The 25,882-nt window shown below is 41.3% G+C and carries 18 protein-coding genes; 11 read left to right on the top strand and 7 right to left on the bottom strand.

Annotated elements, in window-relative coordinates:
• Positions 1-98 precede the first annotated feature (98 nt).
• The 8 genes from paaK (at position 99) to G3341_RS00920 (ending at position 10,928) form a co-directional block, all read left to right on the top strand.
• The gene (paaK, locus tag G3341_RS00955) at positions 99-1,421 is read left to right on the top strand and encodes a phenylacetate--CoA ligase PaaK (protein ID WP_154622249.1); all 1,323 of its coding nucleotides are present in this window, start codon (positions 99-101) and stop codon (positions 1,419-1,421) included.
• Positions 1,422-1,584: 163 nt separating this feature from the next.
• Positions 1,585-2,523: a phenylacetic acid degradation operon negative regulatory protein PaaX gene (paaX, locus tag G3341_RS00950; protein WP_154622250.1), complete on the top strand. Its 939-nt coding sequence runs from the start codon at positions 1,585-1,587 to the stop codon at positions 2,521-2,523.
• Positions 2,524-2,555: 32 nt separating this feature from the next.
• Complete coding sequence (gene paaY, locus G3341_RS00945) at positions 2,556-3,149, top strand: phenylacetic acid degradation protein PaaY (protein WP_163860510.1); 594 nt, start codon at positions 2,556-2,558, stop codon at positions 3,147-3,149.
• 1,266 nt (positions 3,150-4,415) lie between these two features.
• Entirely contained in the window at positions 4,416-5,678 is a 1,263-nt protein-coding gene (locus tag G3341_RS00940) for an IS1380-like element ISEcp1 family transposase (protein ID WP_000608644.1), read from the top strand.
• 320 nt (positions 5,679-5,998) lie between these two features.
• The gene (locus tag G3341_RS00935) at positions 5,999-6,577 is read left to right on the top strand and encodes a fimbrial protein (RefSeq protein ID WP_154623243.1); all 579 of its coding nucleotides are present in this window, start codon (positions 5,999-6,001) and stop codon (positions 6,575-6,577) included.
• 58 nt (positions 6,578-6,635) lie between these two features.
• Positions 6,636-7,328 (top strand): fimbrial biogenesis chaperone, encoded by a 693-nt coding sequence (locus G3341_RS00930; RefSeq protein ID WP_154623244.1) that lies wholly within the window; start codon positions 6,636-6,638, stop codon positions 7,326-7,328.
• 20 nt (positions 7,329-7,348) lie between these two features.
• Positions 7,349-9,841, top strand: a complete 2,493-nt coding sequence (locus G3341_RS00925; protein WP_154623245.1) for a fimbria/pilus outer membrane usher protein — start codon at positions 7,349-7,351, stop codon at positions 9,839-9,841.
• Between the two features lie 13 nt (positions 9,842-9,854).
• Complete coding sequence (locus tag G3341_RS00920) at positions 9,855-10,928, top strand: fimbrial protein (protein WP_167520907.1); 1,074 nt, start codon at positions 9,855-9,857, stop codon at positions 10,926-10,928.
• 49 nt (positions 10,929-10,977) lie between these two features.
• Here G3341_RS00920 and G3341_RS00915 read toward each other — a convergent pair whose 3' ends face one another.
• A complete protein-coding gene (locus G3341_RS00915) occupies positions 10,978-12,498 on the bottom strand; it encodes a DHA2 family efflux MFS transporter permease subunit (RefSeq protein WP_163860509.1) in 1,521 nt (506 codons plus the stop codon).
• 16 nt (positions 12,499-12,514) lie between these two features.
• The gene (gene emrA, locus G3341_RS00910) at positions 12,515-13,687 is read right to left on the bottom strand and encodes a multidrug efflux MFS transporter periplasmic adaptor subunit EmrA (RefSeq protein ID WP_154623247.1); all 1,173 of its coding nucleotides are present in this window, start codon (positions 13,685-13,687) and stop codon (positions 12,515-12,517) included.
• 608 nt (positions 13,688-14,295) lie between these two features.
• Between emrA and glgB the strand changes: the two genes are divergently transcribed.
• Positions 14,296-16,494: a 1,4-alpha-glucan branching protein GlgB gene (glgB, locus tag G3341_RS00905; protein WP_163860508.1), complete on the top strand. Its 2,199-nt coding sequence runs from the start codon at positions 14,296-14,298 to the stop codon at positions 16,492-16,494.
• A 9-nt stretch (positions 16,495-16,503) separates the two neighbouring features.
• Positions 16,504-17,943: a glycogen synthase GlgA gene (gene glgA / locus G3341_RS00900; protein ID WP_163860507.1), complete on the top strand. Its 1,440-nt coding sequence runs from the start codon at positions 16,504-16,506 to the stop codon at positions 17,941-17,943.
• A gap of 180 nt (positions 17,944-18,123) precedes the next feature.
• Here the strand turns inward: glgA and G3341_RS00895 are convergent, their stop codons facing one another.
• From G3341_RS00895 to G3341_RS00880, 4 genes are read right to left on the bottom strand one after another with little or no spacing between them, the layout of a single operon-like run.
• Positions 18,124-20,433: a glycoside hydrolase family 15 protein gene (locus G3341_RS00895; protein ID WP_163860506.1), complete on the bottom strand. Its 2,310-nt coding sequence runs from the start codon at positions 20,431-20,433 to the stop codon at positions 18,124-18,126.
• The gene (gene zwf, locus G3341_RS00890) at positions 20,430-21,872 is read right to left on the bottom strand and encodes a glucose-6-phosphate dehydrogenase (protein WP_154622637.1); all 1,443 of its coding nucleotides are present in this window, start codon (positions 21,870-21,872) and stop codon (positions 20,430-20,432) included. The genes G3341_RS00895 and zwf overlap by 4 nt, the downstream gene beginning before the upstream one ends.
• Positions 21,869-22,921, bottom strand: coding sequence for a phosphogluconate dehydrogenase (NAD(+)-dependent, decarboxylating) (gene gnd, locus G3341_RS00885; protein ID WP_154622636.1), 1,053 nt, complete (start codon positions 22,919-22,921; stop codon positions 21,869-21,871). The genes zwf and gnd overlap by 4 nt, the downstream gene beginning before the upstream one ends.
• The gene (locus G3341_RS00880; protein ID WP_154622635.1) at positions 22,918-23,628 is read right to left on the bottom strand and encodes an ROK family protein; all 711 of its coding nucleotides are present in this window, start codon (positions 23,626-23,628) and stop codon (positions 22,918-22,920) included. Before G3341_RS00880 ends, gnd begins: the two co-directional genes overlap by 4 nt.
• Before the next feature lie 482 nt (positions 23,629-24,110).
• Here G3341_RS00880 and hdeA point away from each other — a divergent pair, with 482 nt between their 5' ends.
• Positions 24,111-24,416, top strand: a complete 306-nt coding sequence (gene hdeA / locus G3341_RS00875; protein ID WP_154623420.1) for an acid-activated periplasmic chaperone HdeA — start codon at positions 24,111-24,113, stop codon at positions 24,414-24,416.
• 119 nt (positions 24,417-24,535) lie between these two features.
• Here hdeA and G3341_RS00870 read toward each other — a convergent pair whose 3' ends face one another.
• Positions 24,536-25,714: an MFS transporter gene (locus G3341_RS00870; protein WP_163863447.1), complete on the bottom strand. Its 1,179-nt coding sequence runs from the start codon at positions 25,712-25,714 to the stop codon at positions 24,536-24,538.
• Positions 25,715-25,882: the final 168 nt, after the last annotated feature.

Here is a 25,882-nt window from a genome sequence, read left to right as displayed (position 1 = left end):
CTCACTTTAAGTTTTTAAGTATATATCGTCCTGACTCGGTAATACGCCATTAAGGACTTAAAGCCTGCAGATATCAATAATTATAAGGACTAGCAAATATGAGCACACTACCCCATACTCAGCAACACATGATTAATCCAATTGAGTTTGCTTCAAGAGATGAAATCGAGGCATTGCAACTCTCTAGACTGAAGTGGACACTCACTCACGCTTACGAGAATGTGCCAATGTATCGCAAAAAATTTGATGCTGCGGGCGTTCATCCTGATGATTTCAAGCAACTCAGTGATATCGAAAAATTCCCTTATACGACAAAACAAGATTTACGTGAAAATTATCCATTTGATACCTTTGCTGTACCAATGGATCAAATCATCCGTATCCATGCATCGTCAGGTACGACAGGACGCCCAACTGTTGTCGGTTACACACAACAAGATATTGATAACTGGGCGGACCTCATTGCGCGCAGTCTCCGTTCTGCTGGGGCCACGAAAGGGGATAAAATCCACGTCGCCTATGGTTATGGCTTATTTACGGGCGGTCTTGGTGCCCATTATGGCGCTGAACGTCTTGGTGCGGCTGTGATTCCCATGTCGGGAGGACAAACAGAGAAACAAGCTCAGTTGATCGCAGATTTCAAACCTGATGTGATCATGGTGACCCCATCTTACTGCTTAAGTATTATTGATGAACTAGAGAAAATCATGGGCGGTGATGCAAGTAAGTGCTCACTAAGGTTGGGCGTATTTGGTGCTGAACCATGGACAGAAGCATTAAGAACAGAAATCGAAACGCGTTTAGGAATTAAAGCCTTAGATATCTATGGATTATCCGAAGTGATGGGGCCGGGCGTTGCCATGGAATGCGCCGATGCGGGAGAAAGTGGGCCAACCATTTGGGAAGATCATTTTTATCCTGAAATTATTTCGCCAGAAACACTGCAAGCCCTCTCGCCGGGTGATCAAGGTGAGTTAGTATTTACTACCTTAACAAAGGAAGCAATGCCTGTTATTCGCTACCGAACTCGAGATCTGACGCATTTAATGCCTGGCATCAATCGCAATATGCGCCGTATTGGAAAAATTACCGGTCGTTCTGACGATATGATGATTATTCGTGGGGTCAATGTGTTCCCTTCACAAATCGAAGAGCAAATTATGCAATTCAAAGAGCTATCTCCACATTATCAACTCGAAATCAGTCGTAAAGGTAATATGGATAGCTTGGCTATTCGCGTTGAATTAAAACAACCTGACATACTCAACTATGATGAACGCTGTAATATTTGCCATAATCTTAAGCATCGCATTAAATCAATGGTAGGTGTTAGTACCCAGATTAGTATTGTTAATTGTGGCGATATTCCGCGCTCTCAAGGTAAAGCAACTCGAGTCATTGATACAAGGATTGCCATATAATTCATCTTATTGAGGCACTTTATTGCGGATAATACCTAAAAGTGCCTCAATCTCAGTTTCCTATCACAGTCAGCCTCTGTATAGCAAATAGAAGACAAATCAGCTGTTTTTGTCTACTATTCACTCATGCTTTTGATACAGATATTCAATGGATAATAAAAAAATGGAAACTAAACTTGATCAATTTATACAGCATGCGCTAACGAGCCAACCCATTAGTGGAACATCCCTGATTATCTCGCTGTATGGCGATGCCTTGCACCATCGTGGCGGGGAAATATGGTTGGGTAGCTTAACCCAATTACTAGAGCCGATGGGCTTCACAGATCGCTTTGTCCGTACGTCTGTATTCCGTCTACAAAAAGAAGGTTGGCTTGACGCAGAGAAAATCGGTCGCCGTAGCTATTATCGAATATCTGAACGTGGGCAAAACCAATTTCGCCACGCTGAGAGTAAAATCTATCAAAGTGAGCAGCCAAATTGGGATGGAAAATGGGATTTATTACTGCTTGAAGCCGCAGATAAAGACGAAAAAGCTCGGTTAAAAAAAGAGTTAAGTTGGTTAGGGTTTGGCCAATTTAGCACCTCATTAATGGCGGCTCCCAGCAGTGCTCAAAGTGATATCCCTTCTCTACTCAGTGAGCTCAATGCCAGTGAAGAGGTGATCTATTTTCGAGCGGATTATCCCTATACTCGTTCAGAAAAAAATCTGAAAAACCTCGTTTCTGATAGCTGGTCATTACAGGAAGTTGCTGAACACTACCATCAATTCATTGTGCTATTTCGGCCACTCGCCTTATTGCTGAAAGAATTATCTGATGAGCAAATATCACCCGAGCAATGTTTTCAGCTACGCTTATTACTGATCCACTTTTACCGCCGAGTCATTTTAAAAGACCCACTATTACCTGATGAGCTGCTTCCAGCACAGTGGGAAGGGCAAATAGCACGTAATCTGTGTATCAATATTTATCAGCGCATTGAGCTGGCCGCAACACGATACGTTAGCGAAATATGTGAAACAACCGTAGGAGAATTACCGCAACCAACGACACTCTACTTCCGACGTTTTGGCGGTATTTTAAAAGAAATCGCAGCATAGTCATGCTAAAAACAAATAGGAGTGAACTCAATATGCCTTTTTATCAAATAGACGGCATCACGCCAGTTGTCAGTCCTGAAAGTTTTGTTCATCCAACTGCCGTTGTCATTGGTGACGTCATCATTGGCAAAAATGTTTATATTGGTCCTAATGCAAGTTTACGGGGGGATTTCGGTCGCCTAATTATTAAAGATGGTGCCAACGTTCAAGATAACTGTGTCATGCATGGTTTTCCCCAATACGATACGATCATTGAAGAGGATGGTCATATTGGTCATGGCGCAATTTTGCATGGCTGCCATATCAAACGTAATGCGTTAGTAGGAATGAATAGTGTTGTCATGGACGGTGCCATCATTGGAGAAAACTCGATTGTGGGTGCCTGTTCCTTTGTAAAAGCAGAGGCGATATTTCCCGATAATACCTTAATCATGGGCACGCCAGCCAAAGCGCAACGCACCCTCTCGGAAAAAGAAATCGCATGGAAAAGCAGCGGTACTGTGGATTATCAAAACTTAGTGGCTCGTTGCCAACAAACGCTTAAAGAAGTATCCCCCTTAAAAGAAGAAGAGCCAAACCGGCCAAAACTTGAATTTGAAGGCATTATTCCAAAATCAGCGCTATGAGTTTTATCGCCATCCATAAGCACTCAAAATAGAGTGCTTTTTCTGACCATCAACAAGCAATAATGATTAATTGTCAAACGAATCATTATGAGATTGATACTATTCCGATTATCTTATATAAGCATTTTTAATAAGATCTGCTCAAAATAAGTCTCTCAACTTATCGGCTATATTATCGCCATACATGATAAGTCATCACGTTTCAGTGAATGTACCGTGCAAAGCGCCCGACTCATTCACTGACTATTGAGAGAAAAAAGTAAATAAATAATAAAGTTAATTGATTTTTTGCCGATAGTTAATTAAGTAAAAGTTTAGTCATCGCTTTTTGAAAAATAAATTTGAAGTTAGTCATGCTATTTCGACAACTTCATACGCATATAACCTTATTATTCTTAAGGTTATAATACGTTTTTGCCTATTACATTAATAGGTAAAAACTTAGCTTGCTTAATTATTGCTCATTCATAGCCGGTTGTTTACGTTAAAAAAATATTTTCACTGGTGAATATATTTATTAACAATTATTCTTAATGTGAATTGTTATCAAATAGAATAAAAATTTATTCCAAGAAATTCATTTATAAAGATAAAAAAGATGTTATAAATAAAATTATTGATATATTAATTTTCGAAAAATTTCATGCAGTTATATAATTAACGTAATACTACTAAAGTAGTATTTGACATAACACTTTGATTTAAAATCAATAAAAAAACATAAAATGACAGAATGAAACACTTGGTAACAAGTTTTTAACCCTACCTTTATAGATAAAAAATATATATAATGCCGAAATATATAAATTTACAAAATAAAACTCCAGTCTCATTTCTAAATTCGCCTTTTTACACGTAATCTGCAACCTTTTCTGAGCTTATCTCGATATTTAATTTTTAAATCTAATGTGAGTAATATTTACCCTCTTTTTAAACAAATGATTACACGTATAATAGCGTCCAGCCAAATTTGATATAAATCAAATTACCCTGAAGTTTAAATACAGCCTAAATATAAAAACTCCTTTACTAAAAGGCATAGTTTTGTATTTCTTTTATTTAAACTTCACATAATTAATACCTAGATTCTACGTCAGTACTTCAAAAAGCATAATCAAAGCCTTGATAAATATGCATTCCTTCGAAATTCAGCTTTCACCCATTGGGTGAAAGAAAAGTGCTCAAAAATATGTTAAATTATCAGCTTTTATGACTCGATATATGGTAAAATAATAGTAAGAAAAGTAGTAAAAAGGGGTTCTAATTATGATTAATAAAATTGATTTCAAAGCTAAGAATCTAACATCAAATGCAGGTCTTTTTCTGCTCCTTGAGAATGCAAAAAGCAATGGGATTTTTGATTTTATTGAAAATGACCTCGTATTTGATAATGACTCAACAAATAAAATCAAGATGAATCATATAAAGACCATGCTCTGCGGTCACTTCATTGGCATTGATAAGTTAGAACGTCTAAAGCTACTTCAAAATGATCCCCTCGTCAACGAGTTTGATATTTCCGTAAAAGAACCTGAAACAGTGTCACGGTTTCTAGGAAACTTCAACTTCAAGACAACCCAAATGTTTAGAGACATTAATTTTAAAGTCTTTAAAAAACTGCTCACTAAAAGTAAATTGACATCCATTACGATTGATATTGATAGTAGTGTAATTAACGTAGAAGGTCATCAAGAAGGTGCGTCAAAAGGATATAATCCTAAGAAACTGGGAAACCGATGCTACAATATCCAATTTGCATTTTGCGACGAATTAAAAGCATATGTTACCGGATTTGTAAGAAGTGGCAATACTTACACTGCAAACGGTGCTGCGGAAATGATCAAAGAAATTGTTGCTAACATCAAATCAGACGATTTAGAAATTTTATTTCGAATGGATAGTGGCTACTTTGATGAAAAAATTATCGAAACGATAGAATCTCTTGGATGCAAATATTTAATTAAAGCCAAAAGTTATTCTACACTCACCTCACAAGCAACGAATTCATCAATTGTATTCGTTAAAGGAGAAGAAGGTAGAGAAACTACAGAACTGTATACAAAATTAGTTAAATGGGAAAAAGACAGAAGATTTGTCGTATCTCGCGTACTGAAACCAGAAAAAGAAAGAGCACAATTATCACTTTTAGAAGGTTCCGAATACGACTACTTTTTCTTTGTAACAAATACTACCTTGCTTTCTGAAAAAGTAGTTATATACTATGAAAAGCGTGGTAATGCTGAAAACTATATCAAAGAAGCCAAATACGACATGGCGGTGGGTCATCTCTTGCTAAAGTCATTTTGGGCGAATGAAGCCGTGTTTCAAATGATGATGCTTTCATATAACCTATTTTTGTTGTTCAAGTTTGATTCCTTGGACTCTTCAGAATACAGACAGCAAATAAAGACCTTTCGTTTGAAGTATGTATTTCTTGCAGCAAAAATAATCAAAACCGCAAGATATGTAATCATGAAGTTGTCGGAAAACTATCCGTACAAGGGAGTGTATGAAAAATGTCTGGTATAATAAGAATATCATCAATAAAATTGAGTGTTGCTCTGTGGATAACTTGCAGAGTTTATTAAGTATCATTGCAGCAAAGATGAAATCAATGATTTATCAAAAATGATTGAAAGGTGGTTGTAAATAATGTTACAATGTGTGAGAAGCAGTCTAAATTCTTCGTGAAATAGTGATTTTTGAAGCTAATAAAAAACACACGTGGAATTTAGGTAATAAATATTTTTTAACTGGCCAGTTTAGCGTTCTATTTTTATTTAAATAGAATTTAAAAACTTCGCTATGTACCGTTATTAACCTATATACAGCTTTTCTCGGAGAAGAAAATGAATAACAAATTTGCATTATCGGCTGCTACAGCATTAATTCTGTCTGCTACACCAGCACTGGCTGCTGATAGCGCAGCTGGTGGTGTAATTAACTTTAGTGGCGCGATCACAGATACAACTTGTACTATCAACGGTGGTAAAAGTGCAGATTTCACTGTTGCATTAAACCCAATCACTGTTGAAGATGCTGGCACTGAGCAAGGTATTATTACTAAAAACAAAAAAACAGTCGCACTTACTTTCTCTAACTGTACTTCTGCTAGCGGTGTAGCAGATACTCCATTGAAAATTTATTTCTCTTCTGCAAATAATATTTCTACTGATGGTAAATATCTACAAAACACCACTGTTAATGAAAATGACACCAGTGTTTCTCGTAACGTTGGTTTCGCTATTACTAAAACAACAGACCAAATCCCTCTGTTATTAAACCAACCATTAGTGACTGATATCAAAGGCAATGATTCTAAAACTGATACTTTAGCATTAGATATCTATTACTATAAAACTAATGCTCTACCAGCAAGAGTCGGTAGCTTAAGCTCTAACGTGACTTACACCATTTCATATCTGTAATTATTTCCCCAAATAGCCAAGTTATCTTTTTAACTTGGCTATTTCTGAGTTGATTATTATGCGATTATTTATCTTTCTATCCTTACTTATTAGTAGTCATACTGCATTTGCTAATATCGTTGTGAATGGCACCCGCGTTATTTATCCTGAAAAAAATAACGAAACAGTCGTGCAATTAATTAATAATGGGAATGACCCAGCCTTAGTTCAGTCATGGATTGATGATGGTGATATCGATTCAACCCCTGAAACCGCAAATGTGCCTTTCTTACTTTCACCACCAGTTGTGAAAGTGTCTGGTAATGCAGGGCAACAATTACGTATAAAAAAATTGCCAGCCTCTTTACCAACTGATCGCGAATCGGTTTTTTATTTAAATATATTAGATATTCCACCGACCCCAGAGCATCTGCAAGGTAAAAATACCATGCAGCTTGCGATCAAAACGCGTATTAAGCTTTTCTATCGCCCAACACATTTACAAGCGGGAGTGGATGAAGCTCTTGAGAGTATTTCTGTTAAGGCCGAAAATCGGGGTTTCCTTATCACGAATAATAGCCCTTATTATGTCACCATCGCGAATATTGATGATCGAAAAGGTCAGAAAATGTTATCGGATTCCCTCATGATTAATCCTTTTGATCAGGTTTTAGCGCCCGCTAAAACGAATGTCATTGCAGGCCAAAATTATCGTTTGCTGTACGTCGATGACTTAGGTGCCTATAAACATAAAGCTGTGATTGCAAAATAAAAATAAGAGAATCCGTAATAATGACGTTGTTTGGCTGCCATAAAAGCCTATTTTTCGCTTTTCTCGTTCTTGGAACATCAAAAAGTTGGGGGGTCAGCTTTGATACCTCTTTACTCGCTGGTGATTCTGCGAAATCAGACCTGTCTCGCTTTTATGAAGAACAAAGCATGCCAGCAGGCACCCAAGAAATGGACGTTTTTATTAATGGTGACTGGAAAGGGCGCTATTCCTTTGTGTTTACCAACGATAACAATCAAGTGTTGCTTAGCAAACATGAAGCGTCGTTGTTAGGTATCAAGTTACCTGAAAGCACGAGTGAGCAACAAAATTATTCATTAGAACAATTAGTTCAAGGGGGTAGCTTTGATGTTGATGTCAGTACATTAAGCATCAAAATGTCTATTCCACAAAGCTTCCTATTACGCACGGAAGCGGGCTACGTTCCCCCTGAATTTTGGGAGAATGGCATACCCGCTGCGATGCTTTCATATAATACAACATACTATAAAACGCATAATAAACGTGGCGACACATCATCCAGTGATGACTTTTATGCTGGCCTTGAATCCGGGATCAACTTCAGTTCTTGGCAATTTCGTGATAGCAGCTCAGTCCGTAAACATGCAGGCAATGATCTAAAATGGCAGAATAACACCCGCTACCTACGTAAAGCTTTACCATCCTATAAATCAAATTTTATTGCTGGAGATTTCTACTCTCAAGGCACATTATTTGACTCAGTGCGTGTCCGAGGGGCTTCATTCGCGTCAGATATTAATATGCGCCCAACCTCACAACAGGGATTCGCCCCGATTGTCAGAGGTGTTGCGCAAACTAACGCCCTCGTCAAGGTGATGCAAAACGGCAGTGTGATTTATCAAGAAAACGTTCCACCAGGGCAATTTACCATTGATAATATTCAGCCAACAGGGTCTGCGGGTGACTTATTAGTCATTGTGAAAGAAGCTGACGGCCAAGAACAGTCCTTCACTGTCCCTTTCTCCGCTGTACCTGGCATGCTAAAAGAAGGCGTCAGTAACTACGCACTACTCGCAGGTAAAGTTAATCAAGAAAATGGTAGCTATCAGCCGAAGTTCTTCCAAGGCACTTTCGAATATGGCTTTAATAACTTAATCACAGGTTATACCGGCGTTATCGCCAGTGAAGATTATCAAGCTTATTTGCTGGGTTCTGGCTGGAATTTTCCTATTGGTGCGGTCGCCGTTGATATCACCCATGCCAAAACGAAGCTACCTAGTGATACTCAAACAGGTCAAAGTATGAGGGTGTCATACAGTAAATTTTTAAATACAACCGCCACAAACTTTACCTTAGCAGCCTATCGTTATTCCACGAAAGGTTACTATAGTTTCAGTGATGCTATCCATGCTCATGAAGGGTATCGCCTTTATCAAGAAACCATAGAAAAACAGCAGTCAGAAACGCAACCTAATCGTGAAGCACCTGTTTTTGATATGAATACATGGGATTCTATGCGTGGCGTACGCCCTAAGAATACTTTCACCATTAACCTTAACCAACGTTTACCAGAAAATTGGGGAACCTTATATATTTCGGGTTCTCAACGAGACTATTGGTCAACCACCCCAACCACGCGTGAATATCAATTAGGTTATTCAAACGCCTATGCAAATATGAGTTACTCTCTTTCAGCAAGCCGAGTACGCGATGGCAAAGGCAAAGAAGAAAATCGCTATTATGTTTCAATTAGCTTCCCGCTCTCTTTGTTTGATAATGATATGTGGGTGAGTACGGGATTCACGGCGACTGACTCTCGTTATCAGCAAAGTACGGTGTCTCTAAGTGGCACTGCTCTGGAATCAAATCGTTTGAGCTACTCCTTATCTGGAAGTAATCAACAAGGCGGCCAAAATATGGCAAGCGCCAACGTTGCTTATCGTTCAAATATCTCCACTATTGGTAGCTCTATAAGTGAATCTAATGACTATCGCCAAACCGGTCTAAACGCTCGTGGTAGCCTAGTTGCCATACCTTGGGAACTTCTTGCCTCCAATGAGATTGGTAACACAATGACCATTGTGAAAGCCCCAAAAGCGCAAGGACTCATGGTCAATGGTGACCAAAGTATTATTACCAATAAAGAAGGGTTGGCATTGGTGCCTTATGCAACCCCTTATCGTAAAAACACCATCACTCTGTCAAATACAGAAAATACTCAAGGTGCTGAAGTTATTGGTAATATTGCGAATAGTGCCCCGATAGAAGGCTCGGTGAATTTAATTAAATTTAAAACAGATACCCGTTCTTCTTGGATCAGTCGTGCAGTACAAAAAAATGGCAGTGCGCTTCCTTTTGGCGCGGAGGTTACTGACCTTCAAGGCGAAGCCTTGGGTTATGTAGGGCAAGCCAGCATGCTGTATTTAAAAGCAGAAACCTTTCCTAAGTCGGTCATTATCCGGCTGAATAATGGTACTTGCACCATTCACAATCTGCCTGACAACCTTGATGGCATAACTGGCGTTTGCCAATAACGAGATGAATGTCATGATGAAACATTTTCTTTTTTTAGTCTTGATTGCATTTAGTGGTTATAGCCAAGCAATTTGTCATGAGGGAGGTGGAGGTATTCGCTATGCCTCGCCGATCAGTATTGATTTGTCCGATAAACTAACCCCCGCTACGCCAGAATGGACCACCACAATATCAACCCAGTATGTGGGTAGCTTCAATTGTTCCACTCGTAACAGCGAGTTCGGTTATACCAAAATTCTCAATACCGATAACCAATATGCGACGATTTTGAGTTTCATGAATGGGAAATATCATGTCAGAGCACAAATCATTAATGATATCCCAAATAGAAAACTGAAGAACTCAGGTCGCCACAATGCCTCTGAACTTAATACTCCAGTAACGATTAAATTTACCCTTGAACCCAAACAAGGCACCCTGATTGCCGGTCATACTGCTCATCTGCATGATATTTTATTTGTTACAGACTTAAGTGGCATGTCATTTTTTGACATTGTACTATGGCCTGTTAAGCAAATTATTAAGATCCTGCAATGGTTGTTTAATGGGTTTAATTGGCCTTACGATGACCAAGATATGTACGGCCAGCCGCTAATATTGAAATATGCGCCTAAACTTACCACTTGCGCTTTTCAAAATGCAGGCCTTGTTGTGACATTACCAACACTCAGCCGTCATCAAGTCATTAATGAGTCACAGGCAGGCTATACCCCATTTGCATTAAATATGCGTTGTGAAAACCTAGGGGGGGCGAATAATACAGCGGAACGAGCAATTGATATCTTTTTATCTAGCAATAATCTGCTCAGCTCAGATAATACCGTGTTGATTGATAAAACAGCCAATGCGGCCCAAGGTATCGGTCTACGCTTAGTTAAAACCAGTAATCCAAATAACCCTATCGTGATTTCACAAAACCCAAACGCTCGTGGTCATGCAACATCATTATTCTATGTGAATGCGGGGGGTCAGTTAGAACCGAACTTTAGTATCCCTATGGCCGTTTACTATTACGCTTGGGATCCGCATAAAGCCAGCCAAGGCACCCTAAAAACAACAGCCACCCTGAATATTGTTTATCCCTAATATTCAAAACAATAAGGGCGTGATACATTCACGCCCTTATTTTATGCACTTAAGCCTTATTACCAAATGGTGGCTTAGCAAACCACACGGTAATAATCAGCCCGATAAATACCCATCCACATAACCAAAAGATTTCATTTGCAGCAATGATTAACCCTTGGCTAGTAATCTCTTGCGCAATGAAACCCGATGTTTGCTCATGGCTTAAACCATGTGCTCCCATCTCTTTATACATCTGCAAAGATTCTGGATTATAGTCTGTAATGTATTCCGTTAACTGACTATGGTGAACTGATTCCCTATCACTCCACATCGTTGTTGTGATTGAAGTGCCTATCGAACCCGCGAGTGTACGGAAAAAGTTTGCCAGACTTGATGCCGAAGCCAGTTTCTCTGGCGGCAAACCAGACAGGGTCAACGTGGTTAATGGCATAAAGAAACAGGCAACCGCCATTCCTTGTACCAATTGTGGCCAAACAACAGCTGAGAAGCCCATACTAGGCTCAAAAGTATACGCTCGCCAGAAGAAACAAATCGCATAAAACACAAAGCTAAACGTCACTATCCAGCGGATATCTAAGAAATCTGATAGCTTAGCAACGGGCGCAGAAAATAAGACGGGTAATAAACCAATTGGTGCGAGCGCTAATCCAGCCCATGTTGCGGTATAACCATAGACCTCTTGCAATAATTGAGGCAAGAGAACAATGGCACCAAAGTAAGCCATATAGGCCAAACTGACAGAAATCGTCCCAATGGTGAAGTTACGTGATTTAAAAAGGGATAATTCAACCACTGGGTTTTTGTCGGTCAGTTCCCAAATCACCAAGAAGACTAAAGCAATCGCTGAAATAACCGCTAAAATCACAATTTCATTCGATGCCAACCAACCAAGCTCTTTCCCTTTATCCAGTAGTACCTGAAGACAACCCACCCCTACGGATAGTAATGCCAGACCAATCACGTTAAACGGTACATTCACGACTTTCGATTCCATTCCTTTAAGAATAATAGAACCGACGATAACCACGAAAATACCTAACGGTACGTTCATAAAGAAGATCCAGCCCCAATGGAAGTTATCACTGATATAACCACCAAAAATAGGGCCAAATACGGGGGCTAAAATGATTGTCATTGACCAAAATGCCAGCGCCATATTTTGCATTTTGGGTGGATAACAACGCATGATCAGACTTTGTGAAAGGGGGATCACAGGCCCTGCGACAGCACCTTGTAAAACACGAAATAAAATTAACATGCCAAGGCTGTCGGAGAAGCCACAGAGTAATGAAAATACGGTGAATAACGCTGTTGCCCATAGGAAAACGCGGACTTCTCCAAACCGTTTGGCAAGGAATCCAGAAATCGCGATAGAAATAGCATTAGAAACCCCAAATGAGGTGATAACCCATGTTCCTTGAGACATAGAAACACCGAGATCACCTGCAATTGTTGGTATAGCAACGTTAGCAATGGTCGAATCTAGCACCTGCATAAAAGTTGCTAACGACAATGCAATCGTTGCCCATACCAGCTTTGCGCCCTTTAGTGGTTGAATATCTGCCACAGCCACTCCTTTCGGGCTAATCCGCGTTTTCGTTAATAATGGTGTCGATCACTGCATCGACATCAGCCAGTTTTAACACCAATACGTCACTTTCAAAAGCCGGTGTTTCACGCTGAATCTCAGCTAATACAGGGCCATTTTGGTCTTTAATATCAATCGTTGCATTCATTGATAGCCCGATACGTAATGGATATTTTGCGACCTGCTCCGGCTCTAATTCGACACGAACAGGTAAACGCTGTACCACTTTGATCCAGTTGCCCGTTGCATTCTGTGCGGGTAACAAAGAGAAGGCACTTCCTGTTCCCATATCTAAGCCAACAACCTTGCCGGTATACACAATATCATCACCATAAAAGTCGCTGGTTAGAGTGACAGGCTGTCCAATACGCACCTTCTCAAGTTGGGTCTCTTTAAAATTGGCATCAACCCACACAGGTTGCACTGGAACAACAGCCATCAAAGAACCTTGTGGGCTAACTTGAGAACCGACTTGTACATTACGGCGTGAAACATAACCAGTAATAGGGCTTTTTACTTCAGTGCGTTGCAAGGTAATCCATGCATTACGCACATTGTCAGCCGCCTGTTGAATAGCGGGTTGTTTTTTCAGCTCGGTATTACGCAACAGGGCACGGTTGGCATTATATTGTTGAATGGATATATCCAGTGCGGCTTGCGCCAACTGCACGGCTTCTTGAGAATGCTGTAAATCTTCTTTCGAAATTGTGCCACTGCGACCCAAAGCAACTCTTCGTTGATAATCTTTTTGTGCTTGCGCAAGTGAGATACGATTTTTTTGAATCTGCGCCAAATACTCATCACCATTGATATACAACTCTTTCGTTTTCCGCACAGTGGTCGCTAAATCGTGTTTTGCTTGCTCATAGGCTAACTGTGCATTGGTTTTATCAAGAACCACCAGCACATCACCGGCTTTCACTAAATCTGTATTTTCAAAGTTAACCTGAGTCACGTTGCCTGTTGTTTGCGCAATAATCGGCACCTGCACACCAGAGACATAGGCATCATCGGTATATTCTTGAAAACGTAATACAAGAAACCAATAAGCACCATAGGCAACAAATAGAAGAACAATAATAATTGAAGCGATAACCATCCACACTTTTCGACGTGTTTCTTTCTTCGTTTTTTGATTGGTTTCTGCTGAATTTGTAGGTTGATCCATAATAACTCTCAGGGTCTCACGCTTTATTAATCACTGCCCTTATATTTACGAACTAATGCTAATAAAGCAATAGAGAATTCCATTTAGCATTATTAATTTCAAAATTTATTCTTAATTAGATATTAACATTATCATCATTAAATGATGAGAATGTTCAATGGTGAGCATCTTAAATAGAATCAACTTAACTTAATGAATTTTAAAGATTATTATATTTGACTTTTCTTACCCCTAATTATTATGATAATAAAAAAGATTATTTTTAACACATCGATTTTTGATGATTTCCATCAGCACTCGTCAGCTTTATTGCGCGTTGGCTTTATTCGCATATTTCGCATATAAAGTATCGCTAATTTACTTGATATTGATCCAACTCAATGTTTTGATATATCAGAATTAGTTGCTGTTACATTTGAATAATACATGTGCAGAATAATAATAAATAAAAAGTATCTGAATACCCTAGATCATCCTTATATGATCAAAATAATTTTCAGTATCACTAGAAAATGATGAGCATGAAACAATAAATATCATTCTATCGTTCATAATGAGAACTATAATAGAAGACTGTTAGCCCCGACTGCTTTGATTCAGGAGAGGTAATGAAAGAAACGAAGGTATCCTCAACTCAAGCTCTGATCGTTGATCAACTCTTTGCCGGAAATTATCGTGACCCTTTCTCCTTCTTAGGTATGCATCAGCAAGGGAGAAAAACATATTTTCGAGTATTACTACCCAATGCTCAGCAAGTCACCGTCCTTGACAGGCTAACCGCAGCCCCTGTCATTCAATTATCACGCGTTGACCCACGTGGTTTTTTTGTTGGTGACGCAGCAGACTTAGATACTAACTTTACCTATATCTTGCAGGTTGACTGGGGTGACTCGCAACAAATCATTGAAGACCCTTATCGTTTCGGCACATTACTCCATGACTCGAATACTCAAGGTTCTCCTCAAACGTGCTCATTTGAGATATTAGGTGCACATATCAAGCAGTTGGATGATATCTTAGGTACCCATTTTTGTGTGTGGGCACCAAATGCGCAACGGGTTTCAGTGGTGGGTGAGTTTAATTTTTGGGATGGTCGTCGCTATCCAATGCGCTACCATCCAGAAAGCGGTATCTGGGAAATATTTCTTCCTGCTATCCATGCTGGTACTCACTATCAATATGAAATATTAGATGCAAAGGGGCAACTCCAATTAAAATCTGACCCTTATGCTTTTCGTAGCCAATTACGGCCAGATACCACATCCATCATTTCTCCACTGCCCAAAAAATCTATACCTACACCGCAACAAATTCAGGCGAACCAACGTAATGCCCCTATTTCAATCTATGAAGTTCACCTTGGCTCTTGGCGTCGCTCACATAATGGCACAACATGGTTAAGTTACAGTGAGTTAGCAGACACATTACTGCCTTATGTCAAAGAAATGGGGTTCACCCACCTAGAGATATTGCCCATTAGTGAACACCCTTTTGATGGCTCTTGGGGCTATCAGCCATTGGGGATTTATTCCCCTACCAGCCGCTTTGGTTCTCCTCAAGATTTAATTGATTTTATTGATAAAGCACACAAGCTCGGTATCAATGTTATTCTTGATTGGGTACCTGGCCATTTTCCTTCTGATAGCAGTGGACTCGCCAATTTTGATGGGACGCCACTTTATGAATACGCTGACCCAAAAGAAGGCAAACACCGTGACTGGAATACTCTGATCTACGACTACCGTAGCCGTGAAGTGCGTCAGTTTTTATCTGATAACGCGATATATTGGATTGATCGCTTTGGTTTTGATGGCTTACGCGTCGATGCTGTTGCTTCCATGATTTATCGTGATTATAGCCGTCCTGACGGCGAATGGATTGCCAATGAATACGGAGGCAATATTAATCTCGAAGCCGTTAGCTTCTTACAAGAGACCAACGAGCGGTTGCATAAAATCCAGCCTAATAGCCTCATGGCAGCTGAAGAGTCGACAGACTTTTCGGGCGTTACCTTGCCGCCATCCCTTGGTGGACTCGGTTTTAACTACAAATGGAATATGGGGTGGATGCATGACACCTTAAGTTATCTACAACTCGATCCACTCGCCCGAAAATATCATCACAACAAAATGACATTTAGTGTCATGTACGCATGGGCTGAAAACTACATACTCCCTTTATCCCATGATGAAGTGGTGCATGGCAAAGGGTCGCTATTACGCAAAATGTCAGGTACGCCCGAACAGAAATTTGCCACCCTACGAGCCTATTATGGATTTATGTGGGCGCATCCTGGCAAAAAATTACTTTTTATGGGTGGGGAGATAGCCCAATGGCGCGAATGGGATCATGATAGTGAACTTGATTGGCACCTGATTGATATTCCAACTAGCCCACACTCTGGTGTGCAACGCTTGGTGAAAGTTCTCAATTTAATTTACCGTAATACGCCGGCACTTTACGATAATGATCACCATGAAAAAAGCTTTGAATGGGTGATCGTCGATGACGATGACAACGCCGTTTTTGCATTTATTCGCTATGCAGAAAATGGAGATCCACTGCTCGTGATCAGTCATTTTACACCTGTAACTCGCCCTCATTATCGTATCGGCGTCAAACAAGCGGGTCGATACCAAATTTTATTAAACACAAGCGAGCAACTCTATGGGGGGAAAGAAACCCAATCGACCTCCCACATTATGACCCAACCCATTAAGGCTCATGGTTATGATCATTCTATTGAATTAACACTCCCCCCTCTATCAACGCTATACCTGAGCCTACGGCCAACCACAAATCAATAAGGAGTAAAAATGAAAGTATTACATGTTTGTGCCGAGTTTTTCCCTTTATTAAAAACAGGTGGGTTGGCTGATGTTGTGGCCGCACTTCCGCCAGCTCAGCGACAGTATGGTGCAGATGCAAGGGTGTTAGTTCCGGGCTTTCCTGCCATCATCAATCAAGTATCCGACAAACAGAAAGTCACCACACTCAATACATTTGCTGGTGAAATCACCTTATTTTATAGTCAATACCAAGGCACGCCACTGTATATTATTGAATCGCCGCATCTTTATCAGCGCGAAGGCAGCCCTTATCACGATGGTTATAATAATGCATATCAAGATAATTACCGTCGATTTGGTCTATTAGGCTTTGTTGCAGCAGAACTTGCGAGAGGCTGTGATCCCCTATGGCAAGCAGAAATTGTCCATGCACATGATTGGCATGCCGCCCTTGCTTGTGCCTATCTCGCCGCATACGGATACCCTGCTCGTTGTATGTTTACAATACATAATATTGCTTACCAAGGGCTATTTTCCCCTCATCATATCCATGAGCTTTGGTTACCCCCTGAGTTTTATAATGTTGAAGGAATGGAGTTTTTTGGTCAGCTCTCCTTTATGAAAGCAGGTCTATTTTATGCCAACCATACCAATGCCGTTAGCCCAACCTACGCCAAAGAAATTTTAAATCCACATTATGCTTATGGCCTAGATGGATTGCTAAATCGACTCAGTCATGAACAACGTCTCAGCGGCATTCTCAATGGCATCGATACGGAAGTATGGTCACCTTCAAGTGATACATTCATTGCGCAAAAATACAGTGCACACAATTTAAAAAATAAGGTGAAAAATAAGCTTGCTTTACAGAAGTCTCTCGGTCTTGCGCAACAGACTGACAAGCCTCTTTTTGCTGTTGTCAGCCGTATGACTCGCCAAAAAGGGTTAGATCTGATCCTTGATATTTTACCGGATCTACTGAATTCAGGGAGTCAGTTTATTTTACTGGGTAACGGCGATCATGATCTTGAGAATGCCTATCGTCATGCACAATCGCAATATCCTGATCAGATCCGCACCATCATTGGCTATGATGAGCCGCTATCCCACCAAATCATTGCAGGTACAGATGTATTAATGGTGCCAAGTCGTTTTGAACCTTGTGGCCTGACTCAGCTCTATGCATTACGTTATGGCACTCTCCCCCTAGTACGTAATACCGGAGGCCTTGCTGATACCGTGACAGATTGTTCCTTAGAAGCTATCAAGCGCGGAGAAGCAACTGGTTTTGTGTTTAATGAAAGCCATGCCTCTGACCTCAAGGCCGCCGTTGATCGTGCACTTGCTTTATGGGATTCCCCAGCACAATGGCAGCAAGTACAACGAAACGCAATGGCTCGGGATGTGAGTTGGCAAAAGTCGGCTGAAACATATTTAGAAGTGTATCGCAGACTGCTAACCCAATGAGTGTTCAATGAGGTTTAAAGCCGCGATGCGGCTTTAAATTCTCACTACCCTGTCATTCCCCTGCATCTCGCCATTCAATCATGCGTTGCTGTTTACAATCAATTTGCTGATTTAATTTATATTAAAGAAAGCGGGCATGATTAAATGCCCGCTTGAAAGATTGAATGCATAAACGATTATTTATGCTTCGATATCAATACTCCAGTCACGGCCTTCCCAGCCCTTAGCATCAAATCTACGTGTAAACTGGATCGTTTTTCCTGCTAATGCGCTGATATCTAATGCAACACCATATAGGCCTAAACCAAGTGGCTGGCTGCTTTGCTCTTTAATATTTTGCCAATGATCATAACCATAATGCAGAACAAATGGCTCTTGCGCTTCAATCCATAGCTCACGATCTGCGGGCACGGCCCCGCAAGACAAATTATCACGCCAATGACGTGCCCGTGGCGCTAGCGATTTTTGACCATAATGCTCACTCACCGAGTGCAACTGTTCAATAGGCACACCCGTTTTTTGCACGTAAATTAGTTTGATTAATTCCGCATGTGCCCAAATCAGTGGCATCGCACTACCACTCGGCCTGCCCGTTAATAACCCTCTTTCTGGAATACTTTCTTTATCCCAGATTTGTTCGGGCAACATACCGCCAGTACTGGCCGAGGCTAAGATCGCATTTAAATAAGGTTGAATATCTTGTTTACAGGCCGCGGCATAATGGCCTCGTTCACCACTGAGTAATGGCCATAGGCGACCTACACCACTTCCATCAAATGCGCGTCCATCCTCATGTTCACCATAACCATCTTCGTTATAACGATAATAATATGGACCTGCCGGCAAGTTCACGCATAACTGTTTATCCACCAGTTTGGTGGTATCTTGAATACGTTTATCTGACGCTTTACGTAGCCCTAAGCGCACTAAATAGAGATATTCCATCCCCAATAACGCACGCGTGTTAATTGTTTCATTATTACGGTTACGTAGCATCACATCGCCAAAGCGGGCTGAATGGCAATTCGGATTTAAACGGATATAGTGTCCTGAAATACCCAATTCATGGTCAAGTTCCGTATTAGAGACATAGACCCAAGATTCTAATCGCTCATTCCAATCATCAGCCAAATCAATAGCGTATTGCTTATCACCTTCCTCAAGGAAACCCGCTTTCGCTCCAGCCACCAATGCAGCAATCGAGACTGATAATGTGAAAGGGTTAATTCCTGAGTTCTCTTCCCAACGATCTTGTGGGCTAGCAGGTCCATATTGTGCGATAAAAGCGAGTGCCTTACGTGCCATATGCACCGCTGCCCCACGCATTTCGCCAAGTAAGCCTTGCTCATGTAATTTTGCGGCAAATAGTACCGGTAGTGCGACTTCATCCAGTTGAATCCCCTGCCAATAAGGGCGACCATCAGTAAAATTGTTCTGCATCCAATGCCCATCAGGCTGCTGAATGGCTATCAAATAAGCCAGTAAAGCTCGCACTTCCGTAATCAACCCACAAGCTAGCATCGCAAAGCCGACTTCAACCGAATCTCTTGGCCAAACAAGGTGATAACCCCCAGGGTCTTTATGGGTATCCCCCCATGGTGTACTTAAACTCGCCACCAGTGAGCCGGGAAAGGTTCTACCTTCGTGCGTCTTTAATACTACAACTGAGGTGCGCACAGCATCGGATAACTTTTTCGGTAATTTATCGAGTTCAGGAAAATTGACCGTTTCATTCCATTCAGCCCATAAATAAGCGTACTGGCGCTTTGCTTCCTGATAACCTGCGGCAAGAGAGCTATTTGCCAGAGTTATAGCTCCTTGTGCACTATCTGAAAAAGCTAATGCGAGTACTCCTGAATTACGATTCAACTCTCCCAACATTGCGACATTACCAGGACCTGCCTGTTGATATTCCCAATGCATTCCACCGTTTTGGCTAAAATCTTGCCAGCCGTCAGAACTTCCCACATAACCCACACTGCCACGAGCAAAACCACTTTCAGCAGACAAAATAAGGTATTGTCCATTCTTCTGAGCCGCCAAACCCGCAGGAGTCACTGACGCATAATTATTGTCGCCATCCCCTCCAAGATGTGGTGCTAAGAGTGGGTATAGCCGCAGTCCCTCACCTTCAAGGTGATAATGAATCAGCAATACATCTCGGGCTGGGTCAGTGATAATTTCCAGCTCAAGACGATAACGTTCATGTTGATGTACGATTTTCGGAATAGGTAAAGCAGATGATGGCGTGGTTAAGCTATATTGATGAACTCGCTTAACTTCTGACCAAAAATCATCCCCAGCAATAATAAACCCTAAATCTCGAATTTGCGGAGTACTACAAGAAGGCCAGTAGACTTCATTTAAAATCCCATACCCGACAGTAAACCACACACGCCCTTGTCCTATCGCAGTGCCTACCATATCTTTTGCACTACTCGTCCAAGTTGCGGTGCTACCGGGTGCCCCCGGTGCTTGCTGTGCTATCATTCGCGACTCTCCTGTTCAAAGAGTGAACGCCATTGATGCCCTGTACGCATAATTCGTGATTGCGTATCCGGCCCTTGAGTTCCCGCTTTATACAAATCAGGCATACCTTTCTGCCATGCTTTTAATGCAGGATCGATAATCCGCCACGCCCACTCAACCTCATCAAAACGCAAGAAATGCGCGCGTTCACCATGGAGCGCATCAATTAAAAGCTGCTCATAGGCGGACACCTCATATTGTCCAGGCTGTGTATAGGGTGCACTGAGGGTAATGCCATGTGTATTTAGATGCATACCCGGTAATTTCGCCGTCATATGCATATCCATCCCCATCGTCGGAGCTAATCTGAACACCAGCCAATTATTATCAACCTGAACATTTTCCGGTAATGCGCCTGCTGGCGCTTTAAATTGCACCGCAATTTCAGCGTAATTATTCGCAAGGCGTTTACCGCTACGCAAATAAAAAGGCACCCCTTTCCAGCGCCAGTTATCAATTTCAATTCGTAATGCGGCAAAAGTTTCAGTATTAGTGTCGACAGGTATACCCGGTTCATTGCAGTAGTCTGTTGCCGTTTCACCGTTCACTTGCCCAGCACAATATTGTCCTCGAACCGCCCAATCGTTCGCCTCCATATCATCCGTAGGCCTAACGGACTTGAGTACTTCAACCTTATGGTCACGTAGAATTTCACCATCCCAGCGGCCTAACGGTTCGATTGCAGTCAGGGTCAGTAGCTGCATAAGATGGTTTTGCAGCATGTCACGCATTGCCCCTGAATGATCGTAATAAACCGCACGGTTCTCTACACCAAGGGTTTCGGCATAGGTAATTTGTACCTGCTCAATATGTTCTGCATTCCAAACAGGGGCAAGGACACGATTTGCAAAGCGGAAGATCATTAAGTTTTGTGTCGCTTCTTTTCCCAAGAAATGGTCTATGCGATAGACCTGTGATTCATCCCAATAAGCATGAACTTGTTCACGCAATGCTTTTGCTGATTCGAGATCTGTGCCAAAGGGTTTTTCAATTAAGATACGACGCCAGTTATCGGGACTCTCTTTGGACAATCCTGCCTCACCTATCGCCTGTGCTGCTTGCCCAAATAAGGTAGGAGGCAATGCAAGATAAAACAGCGCCGATGGTGTCAATTTGCTTTCTAGCGCTTGCAAAGCCGATGCTTCAAGTGAACCACTGACAAAATCTAAGTGCTCACTGAATGATGTCCATTCTGCTTCATTAAAATCGGCAATAAATTCAGCCAGAGCGTTATGAATATGCTGTAAAAAAGCTTCGCGATCCCATTTATCAATTGAGTAACCAATAATATTGAGTTCAGGGATCAGGCCTAATCTATGCAAGCGAAATAATGACGGCATTAATAAACGTTTGGTCAGATCACCACTTGCTCCCAATATTACCAATGAAAGACGACTCATTGATCTCCCCCCTGCTCTGCTGCTTTTTCTTTATGTCCTCCAAAAGCATGACGCATTGCCGACTGAACGCGATCTGCAAATAAATCATTATCACGAGAAGCAAAACGTGAATACAGAGCGCTTGTCAGGACTGGAGCAGGAACCCCTAAATCGATAGCTGCGGTTGATGTCCAACGGCCTTCTCCCGAATCAGAAACTCGTCCTGCATAATTCTCCAAGTCAGGGGATTGGTGCATCTCTTGCGCGATCAGATCAAGTAGCCAAGATCCAACCACACTACCGCGGCGCCATAATTCACTGATCTCGCCAACAGGTAATTGATATTGATAATATTCAGGGTGTTCCAGTGGCGCAGTTTCCGCATCCGCAGCAACAGGATTAAGCCCTTGATCTGCATGCTTAAGGATATTCAGTCCTTCCGCATAAGCCGCCATCAAACCATATTCAATACCATTGTGCACCATCTTAACAAAGTGACCGGCACCACTCGGGCCACAATGTAGGTAGCCTTGTTCTGCTGGTGACGGTTCGCCTTGGTGACCTTCAGTACGTGGTGCGGCATCGACGCCAGGCGCTAATGCACGAAAAACCGGTTCTAAATATTCATAATGCGCTTTCGGCCCACCAATCATCTGGCAATAACCACGTTCTTCTCCCCATACACCGCCACTGACACCAACATCCATATAGTGAATGCCGTCGGCTTTCAATGCATTAGCACGACGAATATCTTCAGTAAAATGGGAGTTTCCACCGTCAATCAGTGTGTCACCTTTTTCGAGTAACGGTTTTAACTGAGCAATGACCGTGTCGACAACCGCTGCGGGCAACATAAGCCAAATATGTCGGGGTGCCTGCATGTTTTTCACCAATTCCTCAAGTGAGTGGTTAAAAACAACGCTGTCGGGTAATTGCTGACGAATCGCTGCATTTTGATCATAAACAACACACGAAATACCGGCTTGTTGGATGCGACGCACCATCGCGGCCCCCATTCTGCCAAGCCCAATAAAACCTAATTGCAGTTGATTTACAGATGATTGACTCATAGGTTATTCCCCCAAATTCTGATTCCACCAAGAAAAGCTTTGTCGTTATCGCCACGCCGTACATGCTCAGGTAGTTCAGCAAACTGATGCACATTACCCCCACCGATCACAATGTAATCCGGCATAAAGGCTTGATAAAATAAATCCACTATCGTTAGCACACTCTGCCGCCATGTCTCATCCCCAACCGATTCACGATAGTGTTCGCTCACATAATATTCGTAGTCATGTTCTCGATAGGGTAAATGGGCAATTTCCATTGGCTGTAGCTGCTGATTAGCCACTAATGCACTGCCTAACCCAGTACCTAATCCTAAAAACAACATGCTGCCACCTTCATAGCTACCAACAGCTTGCATTGCAGCATCGTTAATCAGACGAATAGGGCACGGGAATGCATTCACTAAATTAAAATCAACCCAACCACGTCCTAAATTAACGGGTTCTTTGAGAATACGATTACCAGAGATAGGGGATGGAAAGCCAATGCTGACGCCATCAAATAAACGCGTATCAATGCATTGGTTGACATCATGAATAAATTGCTCTGGCGTCATAGTGTGACCAGAAACAAATTCGATAGCAGGGGTGTTAGGGGCGGTATACAGTTTGACATGTGTACCACCAACATCAATAACTAAAATTCGTTTGGTTGTGGGAACATCCGAAATTGTAATGACACAAGATGTTTTACTCGTTAAAGACATAGAAAGGTTTCTCCGCTTTGCCAACATAGGCAATGGATGTTGTATTACAGGAAACTCCCGAACCTAAATCGATAACCGCAAGCCGATCTAGGCGAACAACTGTCTTCCTTCTGGTGTTGAAATGACGGTGCCGAAATACGTCCCCGTCAATAATCGATAACAAGATTACATTTTATTTTTTGTCGATAAAAAAAAGTATACCTATAAATAGTTTTAATAAAAGTAAAAACGCTTTTAATTAAATAAAACTTAATTATCTTTTTATTTAATTATCATTAAATGACTACTTTTAGTCTTATTTTCAAATAATAAATCACTATTGATAGAATTTAAATAATCATATAAATACCGTCATTTTGCGCTCTTTGTTTTTTATTTTTCATCATCTATGATGATTAGGAAATGGAGATAAGCATTTATATCCAGATTAGAACCTTTTATGAAAAACTCATTCAATGATCGTTAATTATTAAGGTGAAATTATGAAAAAATATTTTATTGTCGGTATTATTGCTGCTTCATTAACGAGCCTTTCCGCCATGGCTGAAGAGAAGAAAAACGATACTAAGCCCCTAAACGAATGGACATGTGAAGAGTTTTTAGCGATCGATGATAACTTTTATCCAACCGCTGTCGGCTTTGGTGAGTTATTAACGAAAAAAGATAAAGTCGAAGATGCCGTGCTAGATGTTGATGGTATTCAAACCCTAACACCTCTCGTGATTGAGGCTTGTAAAAAAGAGACTAAGGCTAATTTTGTTGAGCAAGTTAAAAACGCTAAAAAATAAGTCTTCCTTGTTGGTTGCGTAGCCTTTTGGCTACGCAATACATTCACCATATCACACCCTTTTATGATGGATGTGATTTGGTTTTTCCTATTTCATCATGTTTCCTCATCAGCCAAAATTCACTCTCTTATCCGATGAATATGGCGTAACGCTGATAACGTCATCATTAAGGCAATCAAAACGCCCATTGCCGCAATTAAATAGATACCTCTATAACCCAACGTAGCGACTACCATTCCTGCAAGTGGTCCAGTCACACCGTAAGCAATATCTTGGAATGCAGAATACCCCCCTAATGCGGTACCTCGCATTTGTGGTGCAACAGCTTTAACCACTTCCGTGCCCACCGCGGGATAAATCAAGGAGCAGCCAGCACCTGTTAATGCCGCACCGAATAACGCGATGCCGTATACGGGAGCTAACCACAATGTTATCAGACCAATAAACTCAATTAATAACGAAATTAGCGCAATGCGATAACCATTGACTCTATCCGGTAATCCTCCCCAAAATACGCGCACCAACACAAAAGCACAGCCAAATGTACTCATCGCAAGGCCGGCGTTGCCCCACTGCTCTGACACAAAATAAAGCGAAATAAATGTACCAATCGCCGCAAAACCAATGCCTTTTAGCGCTAATATCATTCCCATTTTCCAGATCTTACGAATGACAGACCAGAAAGGAAGTAAGTTCCCCTGTAAAGGCGTAACAGAACGAACAGACCCATTAATTAGCCAAGAGATACAAGGTAACAGCATGACTATCACCCCCACTGCCATGAATCCATATTGCTGATAAATGATAAGCCCTAATGGCGCGCCAACCGCTAATGAACCATAAATAGCCATTCCGTTCCAAGACATGACTTTTCCAGCATTTTCTGCACCTGCAAGCCTCATTCCCCAAGTTAAGTTACCTGTTAAAAGCTGACTTTCACCTAGACCTAGCACCAAACGTCCAATAATGAGTAAGAGTAGTTGGTAGATTGACGAAACTGGCAACAATATGGCTAGCAGGCAAAATACCCCCGATATGCCACAGGCACTCATACCTTGGAGAGTCGTTCTTTTCGCACCTTTTTGATCGGCTAGGCGCCCTGCATAGCCTCTTGTCAACACCGTTGCTAAAAACTGCACACCGACCACAACCCCTACCCAGACATCGTTAAATCCGAGTTCTTGATGAACGAAAAGCGGAATAACCGTTAAAGGCAAACCGATGGTCATATAAGAAAAAAACATGGAGATAGAAATTCGAAGCAGTGGTATTGGCGAATTTGGCGCGGACGTCGACATCATTAAAGGTTATCCATATTCACAACATAATGTTTATCTCTGACATTAAGTGAGCAAATTAATAATGTCAATTGAGTTTATTTTGGTATTTTACGTTAGCGTTAATTTGAGATCCTTATAAATAACTAGTTGAAATTTATTATTTTTATTTATAAATAAAATCACTCT

The organism is Providencia vermicola (assembly GCF_010748935.1).
GTDB lineage: Bacteria > Pseudomonadota > Gammaproteobacteria > Enterobacterales > Enterobacteriaceae > Providencia > Providencia zhejiangensis.
Note: the sequence above shows the minus strand (reverse complement) of the source record. Positions and strands in the feature narration are given on the sequence as shown.